This is a genomic window from Sphingobacteriaceae bacterium GW460-11-11-14-LB5, from assembly GCA_002151545.1.
In the GTDB taxonomy this organism is placed as follows: domain Bacteria; phylum Bacteroidota; class Bacteroidia; order Sphingobacteriales; family Sphingobacteriaceae; genus Pedobacter.
In genome coordinates this window covers 2856224-2876937 of the sequence record CP021237.1, presented here as the reverse complement: position 1 = coordinate 2876937, position 20714 = coordinate 2856224, and the positions used below count along the sequence as shown (strand labels likewise).

Genomic DNA, 20714 nt, shown 5'->3' with positions numbered 1-20714 from the left:
ATTTATATTATTTAGGCTCTACCGTTATCGATTGAATAATTGGCCTGTTTTTTTTATCACTTGTTTTTAACTCTTTGAACACAAAATAAATGGAATGAAATTTTCCATCCGAAAGCATGTTGATTGGTATACTTTTTCTAAAAGTAGATTTTCCGATCATAATGCCTTTGCTGTCATCCAATCTGATTTCGATCTCTCCATCAGCACCCGGATCAAGGTTTAAGAATGAGAAACCAAAGCCAGAAATACCGGTTAAGTCGATATTTTTGAGGGCTAACCAGCCATTATCCTTCGTTAATACCAGTTTTTCTCCACCAAAAACATCTTTTCGCTGAAAGCCTCCAAAATCTTTAATGTCGTCCGCATCAATTACGCTGCTTTTAAGGTTAATGAGATTGGTCGTGGTTAAAGGTTTTAAACCTGCAGCACCTGCATCGGTATAAGTTGCTTTTAAGGTAAGTACCGATTTCTTTTTATCGGTAGCTGCTGGCGGAACAATTTTGCCAGAAGTTGGGAGTGATGCCTTAACGGCTTCCTTGTTACCCAAAGTCATAATCCACTCTGTAATTTTTTTCACTTCAGCTTCTTTCATCGTGGTATGTGCCGGCATGGGTACTTCTCCCCATACACCATGGCTGCCCGCAATCACTTTCGAAGCCAGGTAATCAACCGCTTTGCTGTCGTTTTTATATTTTGCGGCAATTTTGTTAAACGCAGGTCCGATGGAAACAGCAGCTTCTTTGTGGCAGGTGCTGCAATCAGATTTTAACATTATGGTTTTACCCACAAGGGTTTGTGCTGCCTGCTGATGGCCCAATTGTGCTCCAGCTAAATCGCTTCCTTCGGTATAGGTATTGGAAATATAAATGCGGCTATTATTTACTTTTGCGCCCTTATCGCTCACTAAAACCTTGTAATCAACGGGTTTATTCGGGAAATAAAAACTTTTATTACCGGCTAAATCTATATTCACATTAGGGTGTTCGTTGCCTGCAAAAACCGGAATTACCTGGCTTTTTGCTGAAGCTTTACTTTTATCCATCACCGTAACACTTAACGGATATTCGCCTGCTTTGGTATAGGTATGCTGTATGGTTGGTATAGTGGTTGTTTTGGTTACTCCTTTGCCCAGGTTCCAGATATAAGTTAAAGCATCTCCGTCAGGATCTTTAGCGGTAACTGTTGCTGTCATCTTATAGGGAAGCAGGCCACTTGTTTTTGCAATATTTAGGTCTTCAACTGTTGGCGGACGGTTACCTTTCAGGTAATCGATTCGGGTAATGGCAGCATCAGGATTTTTGGTGAACCAGCCTTTACCATATTCAAGGACATATATTTTTCCATCAGGTCCCAATTCCATATCAATAGGTGCTGCTAAAGAAACTTTAGCCATAAAGGGCTCCATGCTCAGGTAATCGCCCTGTGCATTCATGGTTACCGCTTTAACCCATCCACGTACCCATTCATAAATAATCAGCTTGCCGTTATAATAAGCCGGGTAGGGTGAGTTTGCTGTAGCATAATATACCGGACCAGCCATTGCTGTACGGCCACCTGCACCCACCTGTGGAAACTCTTTCGATGCACCATAAGGATACCAGATAAATGCCGGTTGTGCCGCCGGAAGTTTTTCCAAACCCGTATTGTTTGGGGAGTTATTGATAGGCGATTCAGGATCAAATGCATTCCCGTTGGCGCCATTGGTATAATCGTAAGCTTTATACGCATAGTTATTACCGACGAATAATGGCCAGCCAAAATTACCTGCTTTACGAGCCTGGTTAACTTCATCATAACCCCTTGGGCCTCTTAAAGCGTCATCATTACTGGCATCGGGACCAACTTCTCCCCAGTACAAAAAGTTGTTTTTTTGATCTACCGAAATGCGGTAAGGGTTTCTATTGCCCATTACATAAATTTCTGGTCTGGCTTTTGGATCGTTTTTAGAAAAAAGGTTGCCATCAGGTATGCTGTAAGTGCCGTCTTCATTTACTTTGATCCTTAAAATTTTGCCTCTTAAATCGTTGGTATTTCCGGCCGATCTTCTGGCATCATATTGTTCTAAACCTTTTCTATTGTCGAGCGGGGCATAACCTTTGTTCACATATTGTTGTTTGGGTACATCAAAAGGAGTAGAGTTATCACCTGTTGAAACATAAAGTAAATTATCCGATCCAAAAGCAATAGATCCTCCGGTATGGCAGCAGATTTCGCGTTGAGAATAAAATTCTAAAATGATTTTTTCTGATTCTTTTACAATCTGATCGTTTATCAATTTAAATCTGGATAATCGATTTACCGATTTATCAAACGGACTATAGAAAAGATAGATGTATTGATTAACTGCAAATTTCGGATCTGCAGCCATACCCAGTAAACCTTCTTCAGCATTCACGTCGGGTACAGAGGTTTTAAAATAAACATCGAGTTTACCCGCCTCCTTAATTTTTTTAGTCTGGTTTTTATAAATCAACACTTCTCCTCTGCGCTGTGCCACCAAAATATCCAGGTTAGGGAGGATGGTCATTTCGGTAGGTTCTGTAAATTCTCCCTGCGCGAGGGTAACTTTTACAAAACGATCTTGATCTGGTGTGTCTATTTTAGATTTGGTGAAAAATTCGAAAGCCTTGCTCTCGTAAATGTTTTTGTTTAATGTGGTTGCCGATATAAATACAAATGCAAGGGCAGATAACAGTAGGGTAAAAGTTGTTTTCATTTATTTGGTTCAGAGATTTTTAATAAATATAGGATATAGTTTTATAGCCTGTGGTATTGTATCAAAATTTATGCGAATAATGTCAAAATAGAATTAGTTATTATTTAATGAATGATTGAATTATAGCATGAAGCAATGATTAAATAAAGCACATCACTGCGTTAAAGATATCGGGTTAATTTTTTCACAATAAGTAAAGATTATGTAACTTAAACAGCAGGAAGTAATGTGGGCCTGTTTAATTTTATTAAGGAAGGCTTCGCTCATGCTGAAAATCAAAAAAGGATGTTATAAAACGTTTTTAATCAAAATCCAGTCATCAACAAATTTATTAAGGTTATCTATTTTTTCTTTCAGGATCTCTACTGTTGAATTGGTATTGCGTTGATAATGTTAGTTTTATATAGGTAAAATCGCTAAAAATAATGCTATGACTGGAGTAATAACAGCTTATAATAAAGAAAGAGGTTTCGGTTTGATCTCTCAATATTTAGTTTTAGAAAGCATCTATTTTGATATAGTAGATTGCAAAGCAAAAGGTTTGTATGTTGGGAGTACAGTGGAGTTTGATACCGCTATTACCAAAAGAGGAGTAGTGGCTAAAAACATCATGGGCGTGGCTAAATTAAAGATCAGACCCAAAACCTTAATTTAATACACAGCTTTCGATTTTAAATCTCATATCATCTCCTGCTCAACATTCCCTTTGGCTCGTTATCAGCTTATAACAACTGCGTAAAAATGTAAGCTAATTTAATAATCGTACAACTTTAAGTTGTTTTTTAGAATTATTTTGTGTCAGCCTATTGTCATTGTCATTTTAATCTGTAAATTACGGAATGGGCGATAAAGTAAATTTGATTCTTGGAATAGTTTTCCTTTTAGGTGGTTTTAGTGTTTTCGTTGTGATTTTTAGTGGAAAAAAGGGTTAGTTCAATTTTCAAATACTTTTTTCAGGAGGGACTTTCCTCCTTGAATGGTTTATTTTGATGATTCGGCAAAATTCGGTATCCAAATAAAAAAGATTTCACTTTCTGGTATTACACAGTCCTATATAACTAGGATTGATTGACTATGCAACAATGTAAGCTAACCGCTTGCTATGCCTTGTTGTATGCCTATCGGGATTTCTATACCGGTAATTTCTTCATTATATCCTTTCTTTTATTTTAATCCAGTTGATCAATGCTTAGTGTATGGTATCAAAATAGGGAAGTTGTGGATTCAGTCTGCGACTTTTTTGTTTAAATGCGCTTTGCTTGTCTAAATTCCAAAATCAGCACAAATTATTGCTTAATCTATAGATTTAGTATAGAAATCGATTTAATTCCCAAAACCTTTTTGAGTTTTTGTATGTTTGTTGTATTAAAATCTAAATTAAATGCAAGGAACAGTAAAATTTTATAATGAATCTAAAGGATTTGGTTTCATCATCACAGAAAACGGAGAAGAAGTTTTCGTTCATGTTACAGGTTTAACTGATAAAATAAGTCAGAATGATCGGGTAGAATTCGAAATCACCCAGGGGAAAAAAGGACCCAATGCGGTTAATGTAAAACTGATTCAGTAGTTCTATGAGATTAGGTACCGTAAAATTTTATAATCAGGAAGAAGGCGTTGGCAGTATCACACCATCAAACGGAGGGAGAGAAGTGAGTGTTTTTGCCCATGGTGTAATTGATCCGATAAAATCCAATAATATTGTTCAGTTTGACATCGAATTTACACCAAGTGGCATTGAGGCTGTTCAGGTGATGGTGTTATCTGCATAGACAATACATTTATTGTAAAGTTGTTTTTATATTATATAGGCTTCTGTTATTATTTGGCACAGTTTTTTGGGTTAGCTATACAATAGTTAACGCAAATCGTCGAAAATGGAGGCAAAAGAAATGGGAACAATAGATTATTATAATGAGACTGAAGGCTTTGGGAAAATCAGGAGCGATATTGGAGAAGAAGTTCTGTTTTATCAAAGCGGCCCGATAAATGGATTTAATCCAAGAAGGGGGTTAAAAGTTTCTTTTGAACTGCATCAAACATTATCAATTGCAGTAAATGTGCTAATTCTTGAGCCGAAAGATTAATGATTGTTTAATGCTTTGATTCTTCGTCTGTATTACAGATAGCATTTAATATTATAATAAATTAATTTAGCAACTTGTAACCAAATCTGATAAATTTGGTCTTACTGTTGTTTATCCTTAAGTTTTTATGATACAATTAGAGCCAATTAACGGGTTTTTTAAAAGAGAACGTGCGTTGCAGGCAATATACCCTATGCGTATGTTGATTGTACGCGAAGGGAATGGCTTTTTGTGCATGAATTCTGGCGATTACCCCCTGTTAAAAGGCAGGATTTTTTTTATCCCTGAGGAAGGCCTGGTCAGGATCGATGGAGAAATTACTTCAGGTTACTGGTTAAGTTTCAGTAGCTTATTGTATGCCGAATTTTTACTTCAGCACTTAGATCCACAGGCTAAGAACCTCTTTTTAAATCTGTCTTTCAGGGATCTCGATTTGCAAGAATCAACTAAAACGTATAGTTTACTCGATCAGCTAAAAAGAGAAATCAATATTAAAAAGGATATGCCCTTTTTAGCACAATACTTATCCTTATTTCTTGGATTTACGGCTGGTTTAGATGGCTATCTTGCGGCCTTAACCTTAGATGATTTGCAGCAGGTGTTGCGGTTTAGGGCCATTTTAGAACAATTTTACAAACAAGAAAGATCCATTCAGTTTTATGCAGAAGGCATGGGGATGAGTACTGGTAAATTAAATAAATTTTTAGACCGTGTACTTGGGAAAAGCCTGACTGTACTGATCAAAGATCGGATTATGCGCGAAGCAGAAGAATTGCTGCTGCATAGTGATTATACTGTTGATGAAATAGCTGAGCTATTGGGTTTTGAGCAAACCACTAATTTTAGCACCAGTTTTAGACGCCACAAAGGCATATCGGTACTGCAGTTTAGCCGCCAAAACTAAGTTGAATGAAAATTGGTGCGTCTGCCAAAGAAATGTTCATCAGTTTGATTTCATCTCTTCTAGAAGACAGGTATTCCAGACCTCACCACATTAATTGCTTGCGCGCCTAACGCGTAAAGTTTTGCTTACTGACGCTATTTTATCAGCCGCACCAATTTTACATCGGCTAAATTATAAAATCTCAGGCTAAAGAAAAAAAATATTCTTAATAATGTTACATAGCTGTATTTCGGCGTTTACAAATGGGTATCTGCCTCAGTTTGGCGTGGGAAAAATAAAAAGTCTAGTAAATTTGTAGTCTATTTGAAAAAAATTATATTTGCCAAAAATATAATCATTATGAAACAAGAGTTTACGAAATCCGTTCTCATACCCGGCCCTTTATTTATCGCTGTAAATAGAATGTATTGTTGCTGTTGATTTAAAAATAATGGTTTGTTTCTACTCGTGTAGTAACAAAAAAGGAAAATACAAGTGTATTTTCCCCAGGCAAAATTAACGAAACAGGAATTCAATTGGCGTTGCACCTGTTTCAAATCAATCAAATCACCTATTTCAAAGTTATGCAAAATTTTGAGAAAGTCAATCCCGTACAAGGGGATCTGGCTTTACGAAGTATGATGTCCAATTTTCGGTTGGGCATACGGCAAACCTGCCGTATTTTATTACCTGTGCTGTTTTTATGCTCTCCACTGTTTTCGCAGGCACAAAACCCATCAGAACCTACCATTAATGCCACCTTATCGGGAACTGTAATTGATGCAAAAACCAAAGAAACCTTAATCGGTGCATCAGTTAAAATTCAGGGTACAACCAACGGTTCCTCAACCGATAGGGAAGGGAAGTTTCGTTTAATTACCGGACAAAAGTTCCCCTTTACTTTACTGGTTAATTTTGTTGGGTATAAACAAACCGAGGTGGTGGTTACCCAAAGTCAGATTACGGTAGAACTTGTAGAAGACTATAATCCGCTGGATGATGTGGTGGTTGTAGGTTACGGCACACAGAAGAAAATTAACCTGACCGGATCGTTAGCCACTGTAGATGCCAAAACATTGGCCAACAGACCCATTACCAATGCTACCCAGGCACTTCAAAATGTACCTGGTGTTTTTACCAATCAAACCAAAGGCCGTCCTGGGGCTGATGCCGCAACCATTCGCATCCGTGGGGCAGGTACATTGAATAACAACAACCCTTTGGTGCTGGTTGATGGTGTTGAATTCCCCCTGGGCGATGTTAATCCAAACGATATTGAAAGTGTAACCGTTTTAAAAGATGCCGCATCTGCTGCCATTTACGGTAACCGTGCCGCAAACGGCGTCATTTTAGTAAAGACTAAAACCGGTAAAAAAGGAACATTTTCTATCGATTATAACTTTTACGCAGGTTCGCAAAAAGCCACGCAGTTTCCCGATGTGGTAACCAATACGGTCGATTATATGATCGGTAAAAACCGTGCCCTGGCTAATGAAGGCAAGCCTGCCGAAAGTAGCGACGCATTGATTAACGAATTTAGAAACGGTACCGATCCCTTTATTTATCCAAATACCAACTGGTTCGATATCATGTTCCGCAATGCTGCCATACAGGAACATAACCTGCGTATATCCGGCGGATCAGAAAAAACAGCTTTTTCCATTTCACTGGGTTATTTAGATCAGGATGGGATTTTAATCGCCTCTTCGGGTAAACGTTATTCCTTAAATTCGAATATCAGCTCTGATATCACCAAAAACCTAAAGGTGGGTGCAAGTTTGACTGCTAACTTTTGGAATAGTAAAGAAAGTGCCTATAGCGCCGATGATGGCAATGGCGAGGGCGGTTTAATGGGGTTAACCTATCGTGGTTTGCCTTTTCAAACACCCTATGCACAGGATGGTACTTATGCCGATCAATGGATAAGGGTACCCGGACATAACTTTTTCAGGAATACCGTTGCCCTGGCGAACGAAGGTTTTAATAAAAATAACCAGTACCGCACCCTGGCCAATGTGTTTTTAGAATATCAGTTGCCATTTAACATCAGGTATAAAACCACCTTAGGTGCTAACTTACTTTATGGTATCAACAAATATTCTTATCCGGCTATTAATTTAACCAACCCCAAAACCGGAGTAGTAACCCCAATTGGCAATACACCGGCACGAGGAGTTAGACAAATCAGCCAGAACAATATCAATATTACCAATTTTCATACCTTAAACTGGGAAGGTTCACTTGATAAACACCATTTTGGTGCCTTGGCAGGGTTTAGTTTAGAACGTTTTGATGACAGCAATTTCTCTGCTTATAATGAGGGTTATCTGGGCAATGACCTAACCGAACTCAATGCCGGAAGCACATCACCACAGGTGACCGGTACCTCGGGCGCTTCTAGATTACAATCTTACTTTGGTCGTTTCAACTACAATTACAATGAAAAATACCTGTTCGAGGCCAATTTCAGGTATGATGGTTCGTCACGATTTGCTAAAGACAACAGGTGGGGCTTTTTTCCTTCCTTTTCAGCAGGATGGAGAGCCAGTGAAGAAGATTTTATTAAAAATTTAAATGTTTTTAGCAACTTAAAACTTAGGGCATCATATGGTAAGCTGGGTAATCAGAATGTACCCTTATTCAGTTATGTAGATGCCATTGCCCTGGGACAGAATTACAATTTTAACGGAACCATTGTAAGTGGCGCGGCCATTACGCAGCTAAGCGACCCTAACATTACCTGGGAAACCACCACCATGAGCGATATCGGCTTAGAAGGTAGTTTCTTTAAAAACAAGCTGACTTTTGAAGTCGATTTTTTTGATAAACAGACTTCGAAAATCCTCAGACAGATCAGCGTTCCGGGGCAGGTAGGCAATTTAGCCGGACCTGTAAAAAACATCGGTGCGGTAAATAACCGTGGTTTTGAAATCACACTGGGTTTTAAAGATTCTGTTAAAGATTTTCGCTACAACATCGACGCGAACCTTACCTATGTGAAAAACAAAGTCACCAATGTAAACGGCCAGAAATATTATAGCGGTAATACCATTATTCAGGAAGGATCGCCAATTGACAGCTTTTTTGGACTACAGGCCGAAGGAATTTTTCAAAGCGCAGAAGAAGTGAAAGCACACGCTTTTCAAAATGCAGGTACGGTTCCCGGCGATTTGAAATATAAAGATGTAGATGCCAATGGAGTGATCGATAATAACGACCGTGTGGTCATCGGTAATAGTATTCCAAAATTTGTTTACGGTTTTTCAGGTGGTTTTGGTTATAAGAGGTGGGATTTCAGTTTCATCTTCCAGGGCTTGCAGGATGTGGATACCTACTTAACCGGAAATTTAGCACAGCCATTTAAAAATGGCGCAGGTGTAACCAAAGACTGGCTTACCGATTCGTGGACGCCTACCAATACTGGCGCTTCTTTACCGCGTTTAACGACATCGAATGGCTACCCTCAAAACTTTCAGACTTCGAGTTTTTGGGTAAGAGATGCCTCTTATCTCCGGTTGAAAAATGTGCAGATCAGTTATTCCTTTCCCAATAAATGGCTCAATAAAGCAGGCATTGATGTGTTAAAGGTATTTGTGAATGCACAAAACTATTTAACCTTCTCGAACTTCAAGTTTAGCGATCCGGAAAGGAATTTAACCCGGGCCGATCTGATTGAATACCCAAATGCAAAAACAATTAGTGCGGGAATTAATGTATCATTTAAATAACCGGTCATGAAAAAATATATTCTATTCATATTAATTTCGGTGTTCCTGTTTGGCTGTAAAGATTATCTGGATGTAACGCCAACAGATCGTTTTACACAAGACACCTATTGGAATACAAAAGTTCAGGCAGAAGCTGCCCTGAACGGAACCTATGCAGCAATTTACTATAATGTTTATGCGGCCAATTCCATTTATCTGGATGCTTTAAGTCCGAATACCTATCAGTATAATAACGATTATAACATCATTTCGAGGGGCTTGCACAACGCGGCAACGGGTTATTTTAACGAAACCTGGAATGGCAGTTACAAAGGTATAGGCAGGGCCAATAACGTATTGGCCAATATCGATAAAGTAAATATGGACGGCGCTTTAAAAGAAAGGTATAAAGCAGAAGCCAAATACCTCCGCGCCTTATATTATATTCCCCTTTGGAACCTGTTTGGTGGTGCACCATTAATTACCGATGCCACCAATTACGAAACGCAGGCCAATTTGCCAAGAAACACTGCCGATGAGTTGCTGGCGCAGATTTTAAAAGATTTAACCGAAGCTTCATCAGGAACCGTATTACCTTTAACCTACTCAGGTGTAGATAAAGGAAGGGCTACGCGTGGTGCGGCTTTGGCTTTAAAGGCGAGGGTTTTGTTGTATGCCAAACGTTGGAAAGAAGCTGCAGAAGCTGCAAAAGCCGTTATCGATTTAAAAACCTACAGTTTATTTCCGGATTACCGCGGCTTGTTTTATCTGGAAAATGAAGGCAATGCAGAAGTTATTTTTGATGTGCAATACAAATATCCGGAGTTTACCCATTCACTCGATATCAGTTTAGATCAGCAATTGGGTTCAGCACCTTTGCCCGATCTGGTTAATACCTATTACGCAACGGATGGTAAGCCGATTAACAGTTCTGCCGTTTATAATGCCGCAAAACCTTTCGAAAACCGCGATAGCAGATTGCAGGCTACTGTAATTTTACCAGGTACGCAGTTTAAAGGTGCTACCGTAACCGCAATTCAATACCCGAGTACAGGTTACGGATTAAAAAAATACACTATTTTTAAAGACAATGAAAAACCTGTGGCCGCACCAACCAGCGGAACATCAGAGTTAAATTTAATTTTACTTCGTTATGCTGATGTGCTCCTGATGTACGCCGAAGCAAAAAATGAAGACAGCGGACCAGATCAATCGGTTTTTGATGCTTTAAACCTAATTAGGGCAAGGGCGAAGATGCCAAATATTCCATCTACCTTAGGTCAGGAAGAATTGAGGGCAGAGATCAGACACGAGCGGAGAGTAGAGCTGGCAGGCGAAGGTTTGTATTATTACGATATACGCAGGTGGAGGATAGCCGATCAGTTATTAAACGGAAATATTACCAATAGCGCAGGGGCAAGGATTGATAGCCGCCTCTTCGATGCCAATAAAGATTATTTATGGCCGGTACCTTCCATTGCGATCCAGAATAATCCGGCGTTAAAACAGAATCCTAACTATAACAAATAGAGATGAAAAAAATATTAAAATTTATCGTTTTTGCTGGTCTGATGGGCAGTTTAGCTACGGCACAGGCACAAAGTAAAAAGAAACCCAACATTATTTTTATCCTGGCCGATGATTTAGGTTATGGTAATGTACACAGCTTTAACCCGAATTCTAAAATTCCAACGCCAAATCTGGATAAGCTTACCGAAGAGGGAATTAAGTTTACCCGTTTCTATTCCGGAAATACCGTTTGTGCCCCTTCAAGATGCGCCTTAATGACCGGTTATACCATGGGCCATGCCTGGGTAAGGGGCAACGCAAAAGCCAAAGACGGTCTTGCTGCCTTACGTGCACAGGATACTACCCTGGCCGAACGTTTAAAAGGAAACGGATATAAAACCGGCATGTTTGGTAAATGGGGACTCGGCGATGAAGACAGCAAAGGAGCGCCACATTTAAAAGGTTTCGATAGTTTTTACGGATACCTGGATCAATCGCATGCACACGATTATTACACCAATCGTTTGTACGAAATTGTTGGTGGTAAAACTGTAGAAGTACCTGTTGATACCACAAAATATACCGAAGACCTGATTGTAAATAAAGCTGTTGATTTTATTAACGCCAATAAAGATCAGCCTTTCTTTTTGTATCTGCCATTAACAGTTCCGCATGCGGAATTGAAAGTACCTGCAGAATTATTGAAGAAATTCCAAAATGCAGATGGTTCGAGTAAATTTCCACCTGAAACGCCTTTTGAGAAAAAAGGAAACTACGACAGTCAGGCGCAGCCACATGCTACTTTTGCAGCAATGGTAAATAAACTGGATGCCGATGTGGGTACGATTGTGGCGTTGATCAAAAAGTTAGGTTTGGATAACGATACCTACATTTTCTTTACCAGTGATAACGGTCCGCATAAAGAAGGAGGTGCCGATCCGGTGTTTTTTAACAGTGGTGGCGAGTTTAGGGGCGTAAAAAGAGATCTCTACGAAGGTGGAATTCGTGTACCTTTAATTGTAAGGGCACCAGGTAAAATTGCTGCCGGTCAGGTTAATCCTACGCCATGGGCCTTTTGGGATGTATTGCCAACGCTTGGTGAACTTAGCGGAACAGCCACACCAAAAAATATTGATGGGCTGTCGTTCTCTCCATTGTTAAGCGGCAAAAAAGCAGTTAAAGAACATGATTATTTCTACTGGCAGTTTAACGAAGGCGGTTTAAAAGAAGCTTTAACCAAAGGCGACTGGAAATTAATCCGTTTTAAAGATAAAGGCACTGCCGAAAAGTTAGAATTATATAATTTAAAAGCGGATATCGGTGAAAAGCATGATATTGCAGCCAAAAACCCTGATACGGTAAAGGCGCTTTATGCATTAATGAAACAGGCTAAAACGCCGGCAGAAAATCCACGTTTTGATTGGTCAGAAATTGAAAAATAGATGAAAGTGATCAGGATAATGCTAGTTTTAAGCTGCGCTTTGCTTTTCACCTGTAAAAACGGCAAGGTTAAAGAAATTGCGCAGGTAAAAGAGAAAAAGAAACCGGCAATTTGTTGCTCGTCCAATCTGCCCTCCAGGTTTGGTATAAAAGCAGCAAGTAAGGTGCTGCCATTTGGCGATAAACAGGTTAAAAAATCATTGTAAAATGAATTCAAGGTTGGTGTCTCACCAACCTTTTTTTTGAATCTGATATCGTCGTAAAGTGGAGGGATAATTATTTTTATGAATGATTAGAAAAGGAATAGCTTGTGGTTCCTGGCTTCTCCTTGGCCTGTGTCCTCACAGGCCGAAATCTAAAATTAAATGGTTTATGAAGGTCCCAACCATAATGATGCTATTTTTTATAATTATTTAGCTACTGAACATCTAATTTTAACCATATAAGTTATTTAAGAACATATAAGCTTCAATGAACTTATATTTCTTATGTGGTTCAAGGTCTTAAATTAAATGGTCTGTGCAGACACAGACCATGGTATAAGGTGCGCCTAACAATCCCAAAAATGAAATGCTGTTTTTGCTCACTAGCCAAGGATGCAATGCCAGAGAAGTCAAGTTTTTAAAGCTTGACTTCTCTCTGTTTATTGAACATTTTTTCTCCTTGGCCTGTGTCCTCACAGGCCGAAATCTAAAATTAAAGGGTTTGTGAAGATCCCAATCATGAATGATGCTGAGGATTTTTGGTGATTATTTGGCAACTGAACATATAATTTTAACCATATAAGTCATTTAAGGACATATTAGCTTCAATGAACTTATATTTCTTATGTGGTTCAAGATCTTAAATTAATGGCCAGTGCGAACACAAACCATGGTATAAGGTGCGCCTAACAACCCTAAAAATGAAACACTGTTTTGGTCCATAAGCCGCGGCTGCAATGCCAGAGAAGTCAAGTTTTCAAAACTTGACTTCTCTCCGAAATCTAAAATTAAATGGTTTGTGAAGATCCCAACATGAATGATGCTGACGATTCTTTGTGATTATTTGGCTACTGAACATCTAATTTTAACCATATAAGTCATTTAAGAACATATTAGCTTCAATGAACTTATATTTCTTATGTGGTTCAAGATCTTAAATTAAATGGTCTGTGCGGACACAGACCATGGTATAAGAAACTGACTGTTTGCACAGACATTGCGCTCCAAATCCAAATCAGTTTTTCTTCTCTTCGACCTATGGCGTGTGCAGACAGCGCTGTTATGTTGCAGATTTATCTTTAATCCTCAAACAGGTAACCGCTATATGCCAGTCCTTTGGCTACACTTTTAAAGTTATCGCCGGAGTTTAACGGGATGTGTGGGAATTTGTTTTTAAACAGGTTTTGTACGGCAGAAACCATCGAGGTTCCTCCGGTTAAAAATAAACAGTCAATGTCTTCTGGATTGATTTTGTGGGTTTCCATAAACTGATCCAGGTAAGCATCGATTTTATTAATGTCTTTTTCGATAATCGAATTATACTGCTCGAGTGAAATATTTTCATCGATTTCAATTTCCATATTGCTGTAAGCAAAATTAGATACAGGCTGGTCAGAAAGTTCGATTTTTGTTTTCTCGATCGATCTGAACAACGAATAACCCAGGTTGTTTTCGATCAGGGTAATCAGGTTTTTGAATTTCGGATCGTTGCCCGAGTAATAATAATATTCTTCAATCTCTTTCTGGATTTTTAAACCATTAAAAAAGTTCATTTTATCCCAGGTACAAATATTGGCAAAAAGCGATTTCGGCACATTTAAAACTTTACCAGGGGTAGCCTCGTACATGGTATTTTTTCCGAAATAGGGTGTGCCTTTATCCCACATAAAAGCAGAATCGAGACTATCGCCACCAATGTAGATACCACCAGAGGCAATCATATCGTTTTTACGGTCTTTGCTACCCACCTTATCCGGATCGAGGATCAGGTAGGTGAAATCGGTAGTACCTCCACCTAAATCGGCTACTAAAACGCGTTCTTTTTTCTGAATGGTTTTCTCGTAGGCAAAAGCCGCTCCAATAGGTTCGAATTGAAAACGAACATCAGTAAAACCCGCGCTTTCGGCAGCTTTTTTTAACCTGGTTTGTGCCAGGGTATCTTTCATGGTGTTATCGTCGTCAAAGAAAACCGGACGGCCGATAATGGCTTTGTGGCAATCTTCGCCGGTAATCAGGTCGGCTTTTTCTTTCAGGTCTTTAAGAATCAGTGTAACCAGATCGGAAGCGGTATACCTTTTATTGTGGATACGGGTTTCGGTAAACGTCGTTCTCGAGAGGATCTGTTTGATGGATTTGATAAAGCGCCCTTTCATGCCATCGCTTAGGTAAGCAGCTATTGCTTTTTCGCCCACAATATGACTTTCACCATCAACAATGCTTTTTACTTCTGTAAAATAAATTAACGAAGGAATAGAAATCGTATCTACAATTTCTTTCTTCTCTTCATCATAAATAGAAAGTGCCGAATTGGTTGTTCCAAAATCGATTCCGTATAAAAACTTGCTCATGCTTGAAATGCTGTGGTTGGCGACTAAAATGGGGTTGCGAAAGTATTAAAAAAAAGCGAGGCCTGAAAGCGATAAGCTAAAATATCGCTTATAAATAAAGTCTTATTCTGTATATTTAAGAAATTCTTTACACCATAAATTAAAAACACAGTTGAAAACCGCCAAACTCTTTTTACTGGGTTTAATGCTCCAGCTTTTCTGTATCATTACCGTTTCTTTCGCACAGAAAAACACACCAGATACGGTAAAAACCGGCATTTACGTTACCAGTATACACGATATAGATTTTAAAGACAAAGAATATACCGTTAACTTCTGGTTATGGCTGAAATATAAAAACAAAGAATTTAATTTTGCCGATAACCTTGAAGTGCCTCAGGCTAAAACCGTTAGTAAGTCGTTTTCTACCATCGATACCAGTGGAAATGAAGTGTACATGCTGATGAAACTGCAATGTGTAATGAAAGATTCATGGTCGATTAACAATTTTCCATTCGACCATCAGTTACTGAGGCTTTCGGTAGAAAATTCACAATTCGATTCCTCATCACTCATATTTGTACCCGATACCCTGGGCAAACAATTTGATCCCCGTTTTACCCTGCGCGGCTGGAATATCGACAGTTTAAAAACTTCTGCAGCCAATAAAATTTATGAAACAGCTTTTGGCGATCCCAGTATAAAAGTGCCGAGAACCGAATACAGCAGTTATAAGGTAAGGATCGGGATTAGCAGAGATGCTTTTGGCCTGTTCTGGAAAATGTTTTTAGGCATGTATGTTGCTTTTTTTATTGCCTACATGTGTTTTTATATCCATGCAGATAGCATCGATTCGCGCTTTGGACTAAGTGTAGGCTCGCTTTTTGCCGTAATTGGTAATAAATACATTATTGATGGCTCGCTGCCCGAATCGACTACTTTTACGCTGGTAGATACCTTACACGGAATTACCCTGGTATTTATTTTGATTGTGATCATATTAACGGCCTTTTCTTTAAAAATGATCAAAAGAGGAGAAGAGAAAAAAGCGGAAAAGTTTGACCGGTTTTTCTCCATCTCGCTTTTAACCATTTACCTTCTTTTAAATATTTTCTTTATTGTAAAGGCTATAAATGCTTAATCATTTAAAATAACTCGCTTGTGCCCAAATGGGCGTTTACAATGCGGGTAATTTGCTGGCCCAGTTCTTTTGCATTACCAATCCCTACGCTTTTAAGCGCCGCCAGCTGGTCGGTCGTTCTGGGCATTTTTTCGGCAATAGAAAGTAGCGCTAAGTCAGAAAGTACAGCATAATCCTGCGTGCCCCGCTGCAATGCGATGGTTTTGCGCCATTCAACCAGGTTTTTATAAACCTGTGGATTGGAAATCTCTTTTGGTTTGATGCTCGATTTAACCGGTTTTTTCTCGGGTTGTTTATTCCCTGCTGCATGCAAGGTGTGGATATAATCTTTGATCGAAAAAGGATTCCACGAAATTTTAAATAAAGCCAGCTTGATCTGCAATGCATCTTTACAGTCGTTTAATACCGTAAGCAGTTTATCAGAGTGGGTATCATTATAAAAGTTGATGGCCACAATTCTTGCCATTAAGCTAATGAGCTGTTCGAGTTTTGGAACGAAATAAGCAGAGGCTTTCTGCAAACGTTCCATAAAAGCACTTTCATTGGCCGGATTTTCATCGGTGCTGATTTTCGAAAATTCCTTTGCGATAAAATTCCTGGCTACTTTAAAGATTTCCTGCTGAAGGATCTGGTTGCCCTGTTCGTAAATAGATAAAAAGGCATTCTTCTCATCTTTGTCGATCAGTTTGGAACGCCCCAGCTTTTCCCAGTCTTTGGCTACCAGCGAGAAATCCAGCAATTCATGGATCAATCCCCAGGCATATTGCTGACTATAACGTGCCAGCAGCTCAGGCGTAGGTTTGTCCTGGTGCGTGACCTTTGTAAAACTGATTACTTTGGCATCGGTAATGATGTTTTCGGCAACCACAGGTGATTTTAAAATAAGTCCTTCTAAACTTCTGCAGCGACTGAGTGCTACGTAAGCCTGTCCGTGGGTAAATGCGGTGCTTACATCCACAATCGCCTGATCGAAGGTTAATCCCTGGCTTTTATGTACGGTAATGGCCCAGGCCAGTTTAAAAGGATATTGCGAGAATGATCCGGTGCTGGTTTCGTCGATTTTATTTTCTTCGGCACTCAGGCTATATTTAACATTTTGCCAGATTTCTTTTTCCACTTCGATTTCCCGGCCACCGTTAGTGAAAGTTACTTTTATCGAATCCTGACTAATTGCCGTTATTTTTGCCGCTTTTCCATTGTAATACTGCCTTTTGCCCGACGAATCATTTTTGATAAAGATGACCTGCGCACCCAGTTTTAACTGGAGTTTTTCATCAGTAGGATAGGCATCCTTCGGGAAATCGCCACTTACCTCCGCATTGAATTCGAAAATTTCTCCGGGTAATTTTTCCAAACAGCCCTGGTTAATTTCGTTTACCAGCTGGTTATGTGTGGTTAACGTAATGTAATCGTCTTTCCATTCCTGATTTAAAGAGGGATCGTAACGTTCATTCAGTTTTGCAAGAAGACCAGCATCGAGGCTGTTTTCGCGCATGCCGTTCAAAATATCCAGAAATACGGGATCTGACTGGCGGTAAACTTTATCCAGGGCAAAAGTAAGCATGGGTGTCGACCTGAAAACCAGGCTATCAAAAAAGTAGGGACTGGAATAATAACTGCCCAGGATATGCCAGGCATCATGAAAAATAGGAGAGAGCTGGTAAAGATCGCCAATCATCAATACCTGAACGCCACCAAAGGGACGGTTTGAGCCTTTAACACGCTTTAAAGTACGGTCGATGAAATCAATCAGATCAACCCTAACCATACTAATCTCATCAATAATTAATAAATCAAGGCAGCGTAATAACCTTGTTTTTTCATCCGAGTATTTAAAATTAGTTTCCGCATGTTCATCCCCAACCGGAACCAAAGGACCGAAAGGAATCTGAAAAAAGGAGTGAAGCGTTACGCCTCCGGCATTGATGGCGGCCACCGCAGTGGGGGCAACAACGGCGAAATTCTTTTTCGTGGTATCTCTAATCTTGCGCAGGAGGGTGGTTTTACCCGTTCCGGCTTTACCGGTTAAAAAAACAGGCTGGTTGGTGGTGGCTAAAAAATCTAAAAGAAGCTGGTTGTCCGGATCGGGCGTATTCATATCAATTACAAAATTAACCTATTCGAAATGGATTTGAGGACAGATGAACGAGCGTTTTATCCACAATTTGAGATTAAAAAAGATGGAAGGTAAAATGAAAAGTAAAATTAAGCACTTGAAAATGAGTTTATATTCTTCCTTTTTATGAAAAAATGCCGAAAACATTTTCGAAAATTCAATTCAAATTTGTAACATTGCACTCGCAAAAAAGAATAACCTTTTTTCCGGGCCTATAGCTCAGCTGGTTAGAGTAGAAGACTCATAATCTTTTGGTCCCTGGTTCGAGCCCAGGTGGGCCCACTGCTTTAAACCCCTTTAAGGATAACTTGAAGGGGTTTTTTGTTGATCAAAAAACTATGCTTTAGACCGTTTAAGGGCTTTTGTGTTGGTAGGCTGTATAATGGCTATATGAGCGTTTATGCCGGAATTTCTTGAAAGGTGTTGAGGGGACAAGCTTAAATTGGTGCAGTAGTTAGATAGATACTACCTATCCCTACTTCTCAATATCCATCTTTCAATCTATTTCTTTCTTTTAAGGGGAAAGTTTTAGTTTAGGATATCCGTCTTTGGATTTTAAAGGTGAGCCGCCAACTCCATGCTTTATAAGCAAACTCTTTTTATCAAGAGCCGCTAAACTGATATTTGTCATTTCCGAGCTTTGTAACTGCAGATTGGCAAGTTCTACCAAGGCGTTAGCAGAAGGGATGCCTTTGAAACGCTGTTCAAAATATAATGAATTTGTATGAGCCTGAGCAACTTCGAGTATAAGACTATCAAGATGGTTCTTCATTGACTGCTCAACTTCAACTTTTGAAACTCGCTCAACAAGTGTGGAGGTTGCAGACATTAAAGCACCTTTAATAAAATCTGGAGTAGCAAGGACTTTATAGGCGATATCTACATCGGATCCAATTAGATCAAGGTTCTCGATTTGCTTTTTGTATTCGTCAATCAAGCCATTGAGATTTTGATTAGCAAACTGTATAGAATCAGCCTCGTTTGAAATTGTGTTAATTTCCTTAACCTTAATCTCTTTTAATATCTTCCGGTTTGAGACTTGTAAGACAGCATTTGACTTCTCTATCGATGACTGAATCTGTTTAAATGAATCTACAAATGGTGACCTGCATCCTACCATTAAAAAGATCAGTACAATTAACTTCCTATTGTTCATTTGTATGTGATTTTAGTTTTAACCACTCGTTAAAGTACCTAATTACTGTCTCATCAATATTGCTTCTGTCCACTCCATCAATATACCATTGTACTTCATCACTTATTAAATCACTCTTGGCATAATACAGAAAGTAGAACTGCTGAAGTGATTTCTCATAATCAAGTTCAAGGTAAAGATCTCTAAGCTCAGTAAGAACTTTTACTGATTCTAGCGTACCATCAAGGCACATCTGTATAAGATAACTGACGTAATTCCATACAGTTTGGAGTTTGTCAGAGAAGGACAAGCCCAATTCATTAAGTGCTTTTGTAGTCAAGGTTTGCATTTCAAAGTAATCGAATGGCTCACCCATACCTGCCAGAATAACAAGATGTTCAGTTTCAAAACCACTCACTAGCATTTCAACTGCCCAATCAGACCAAGTCCTGTCAAAGTCACGATCTAATGCTTTATAAGCTAAAATCCTTGTAGTATTATCTGGCATCGATTGCTTGTGATCTATTGCCATTGCCAATCTTTAAGGGGCTTACCCTTCAGATCCATCATTTCATTGATATAGAAAGTCTTGCCTTTACTTCCATTAGTATAATATAGATGCACATTAACTGGTTCCCAAAGTAGGTGATGATTACTACCGTTAAATAACAGTGGTACTGTAGCAATAGAGGTTACCTCGTCTTGGAATAAGGGGCTTGTGTTAGGAAAACTAAAGATTGCAGTTTCTTCTTCATTCCTCATAAAGTTTGGAGGGTTTCCGCTTGCTAATATCTTGCGGTTAATGTGTACTTCGACTTTATACATGTTCTCAATGCTATTACTGATATTTGAAACTTGAAAAATGAGAGCCATGTGTAAGGTTTTTAAATAGCTTGAGCCTACAATGGATGATGAACCAATCTGAAGAATTAGATTATCAATAACTAGCTCAGTGTTATCTTTTCTATTATATGATTGGCGTATCTCATATTCCTCCATTGGAACAGACATAAAATTATACCGTTTGTAATACCTATTATCCTTACTTAAGTGTGGAGCGTCATAACTATAAGGAATCTTGACAACATAAATACTCTTCTTTATGTCTCCGTCTATCCTAATTGGATAGATTTTAATGTCAGATATGCGACGTTGTACATAGGAGTTGATGATTGTTTCAATCCATTCTTTAGTGAATTCATTGCCATCTATAAAAGAAAACTCCGATGCAACATGATCAACTTCTTTGATGCCATAGACTATTATGCCACCATCGGAATTGGCAAATGACGCAACATCTTTTGAGATTTCAATACGCTTTTTATCGCTTTTCTCTAATGAACCAGCGCTTTTAAAATCCAAGTAGATAGACTCTTCCACTTGGTTCTCAATCAACGATTGAATATCATCAATTGTATAATCCTCTTTATCATAAAAGCTTTTCATGCCA

At 38.9% G+C, this 20714-nt stretch carries 16 protein-coding genes and 1 tRNA gene; 11 read left to right on the top strand and 6 right to left on the bottom strand.

Translation table 11 applies throughout. The annotated features are described in order from the left end of the window. Positions 1-7: 7 nt before the first annotated feature. A complete protein-coding gene (locus tag CA265_11595) occupies positions 8-2716 on the bottom strand; it encodes a hypothetical protein (GenBank protein ARS40260.1) in 2709 nt (902 codons plus the stop codon). A gap of 430 nt (positions 2717-3146) precedes the next feature. Between CA265_11595 and CA265_11590 the strand changes: the two genes are divergently transcribed. From CA265_11590 to CA265_11550, 9 genes are all read left to right on the top strand, one after another. Next, positions 3147-3371, top strand: a complete 225-nt coding sequence (locus CA265_11590; protein ID ARS40259.1) for a hypothetical protein — start codon at positions 3147-3149, stop codon at positions 3369-3371. 726 nt (positions 3372-4097) lie between these two features. Further along, positions 4098-4286 carry a cold-shock protein gene (locus tag CA265_11585; protein ID ARS40258.1) on the top strand — a complete coding sequence of 63 codons (189 nt, stop codon included), beginning with the start codon at positions 4098-4100 and terminating at the stop codon, positions 4284-4286. Between the two features lie 4 nt (positions 4287-4290). Further along, positions 4291-4488, top strand: a complete 198-nt coding sequence (locus CA265_11580) for a hypothetical protein (GenBank protein ID ARS40257.1) — start codon at positions 4291-4293, stop codon at positions 4486-4488. A gap of 105 nt (positions 4489-4593) precedes the next feature. Then, entirely contained in the window at positions 4594-4803 is a 210-nt protein-coding gene (locus tag CA265_11575) for a hypothetical protein (protein ARS40256.1), read from the top strand. A 127-nt stretch (positions 4804-4930) separates the two neighbouring features. After that, a complete protein-coding gene (locus CA265_11570; protein ARS40255.1) occupies positions 4931-5707 on the top strand; it encodes a hypothetical protein in 777 nt (258 codons plus the stop codon). A 620-nt stretch (positions 5708-6327) separates the two neighbouring features. Then, positions 6328-9414: a SusC/RagA family TonB-linked outer membrane protein gene (locus CA265_11565; protein ID ARS40254.1), complete on the top strand. Its 3087-nt coding sequence runs from the start codon at positions 6328-6330 to the stop codon at positions 9412-9414. A 6-nt stretch (positions 9415-9420) separates the two neighbouring features. Then, entirely contained in the window at positions 9421-10923 is a 1503-nt protein-coding gene (locus CA265_11560; GenBank protein ARS40253.1) for a RagB/SusD family nutrient uptake outer membrane protein, read from the top strand. A gap of 2 nt (positions 10924-10925) precedes the next feature. Beyond that, complete coding sequence (locus CA265_11555) at positions 10926-12344, top strand: sulfatase (protein ARS40252.1); 1419 nt, start codon at positions 10926-10928, stop codon at positions 12342-12344. After that, positions 12345-12548 carry a hypothetical protein gene (locus tag CA265_11550; GenBank protein ARS40251.1) on the top strand — a complete coding sequence of 68 codons (204 nt, stop codon included), beginning with the start codon at positions 12345-12347 and terminating at the stop codon, positions 12546-12548. It abuts the gene before it with no gap. Between the two features lie 1076 nt (positions 12549-13624). Here CA265_11550 and CA265_11545 read toward each other — a convergent pair. Beyond that, positions 13625-14893, bottom strand: coding sequence for a heat-shock protein (locus CA265_11545; protein ID ARS40250.1), 1269 nt, complete (start codon positions 14891-14893; stop codon positions 13625-13627). 151 nt (positions 14894-15044) lie between these two features. On the opposite strand from CA265_11545, the gene CA265_11540 reads away from it, so the two are divergent. Beyond that, positions 15045-16013, top strand: coding sequence for a hypothetical protein (locus CA265_11540; GenBank protein ID ARS40249.1), 969 nt, complete (start codon positions 15045-15047; stop codon positions 16011-16013). Positions 16014-16017: 4 nt separating this feature from the next. On the opposite strand, the gene CA265_11535 is transcribed toward CA265_11540, so the two are convergent. Further along, a complete protein-coding gene (locus CA265_11535) occupies positions 16018-18111 on the bottom strand; it encodes a hypothetical protein (GenBank protein ID ARS40248.1) in 2094 nt (697 codons plus the stop codon). 226 nt (positions 18112-18337) lie between these two features. Here CA265_11535 and CA265_11530 point away from each other — a divergent pair. Next, positions 18338-18411, top strand: a tRNA-Met gene (locus tag CA265_11530). Positions 18412-18643: 232 nt separating this feature from the next. On the opposite strand, the gene CA265_11525 is transcribed toward CA265_11530, so the two are convergent. The 3 genes from CA265_11525 to CA265_11515 are packed head-to-tail and all read right to left on the bottom strand — an operon-like array spanning position 18644 to position 20710. Next, on the bottom strand, positions 18644-19285 hold the full coding sequence (locus tag CA265_11525; GenBank protein ARS40247.1) for a hypothetical protein: 642 nt from the start codon (positions 19283-19285) through the stop codon (positions 18644-18646). Beyond that, entirely contained in the window at positions 19275-19796 is a 522-nt protein-coding gene (locus tag CA265_11520) for a hypothetical protein (GenBank protein ID ARS40246.1), read from the bottom strand. The genes CA265_11525 and CA265_11520 overlap by 11 nt, the downstream gene beginning before the upstream one ends. Continuing rightward, the gene (locus tag CA265_11515) at positions 19787-20710 is read right to left on the bottom strand and encodes a hypothetical protein (protein ARS40245.1); all 924 of its coding nucleotides are present in this window, start codon (positions 20708-20710) and stop codon (positions 19787-19789) included. The genes CA265_11520 and CA265_11515 overlap by 10 nt, the downstream gene beginning before the upstream one ends. Between the last annotated feature and the right edge of the window lie 4 nt (positions 20711-20714).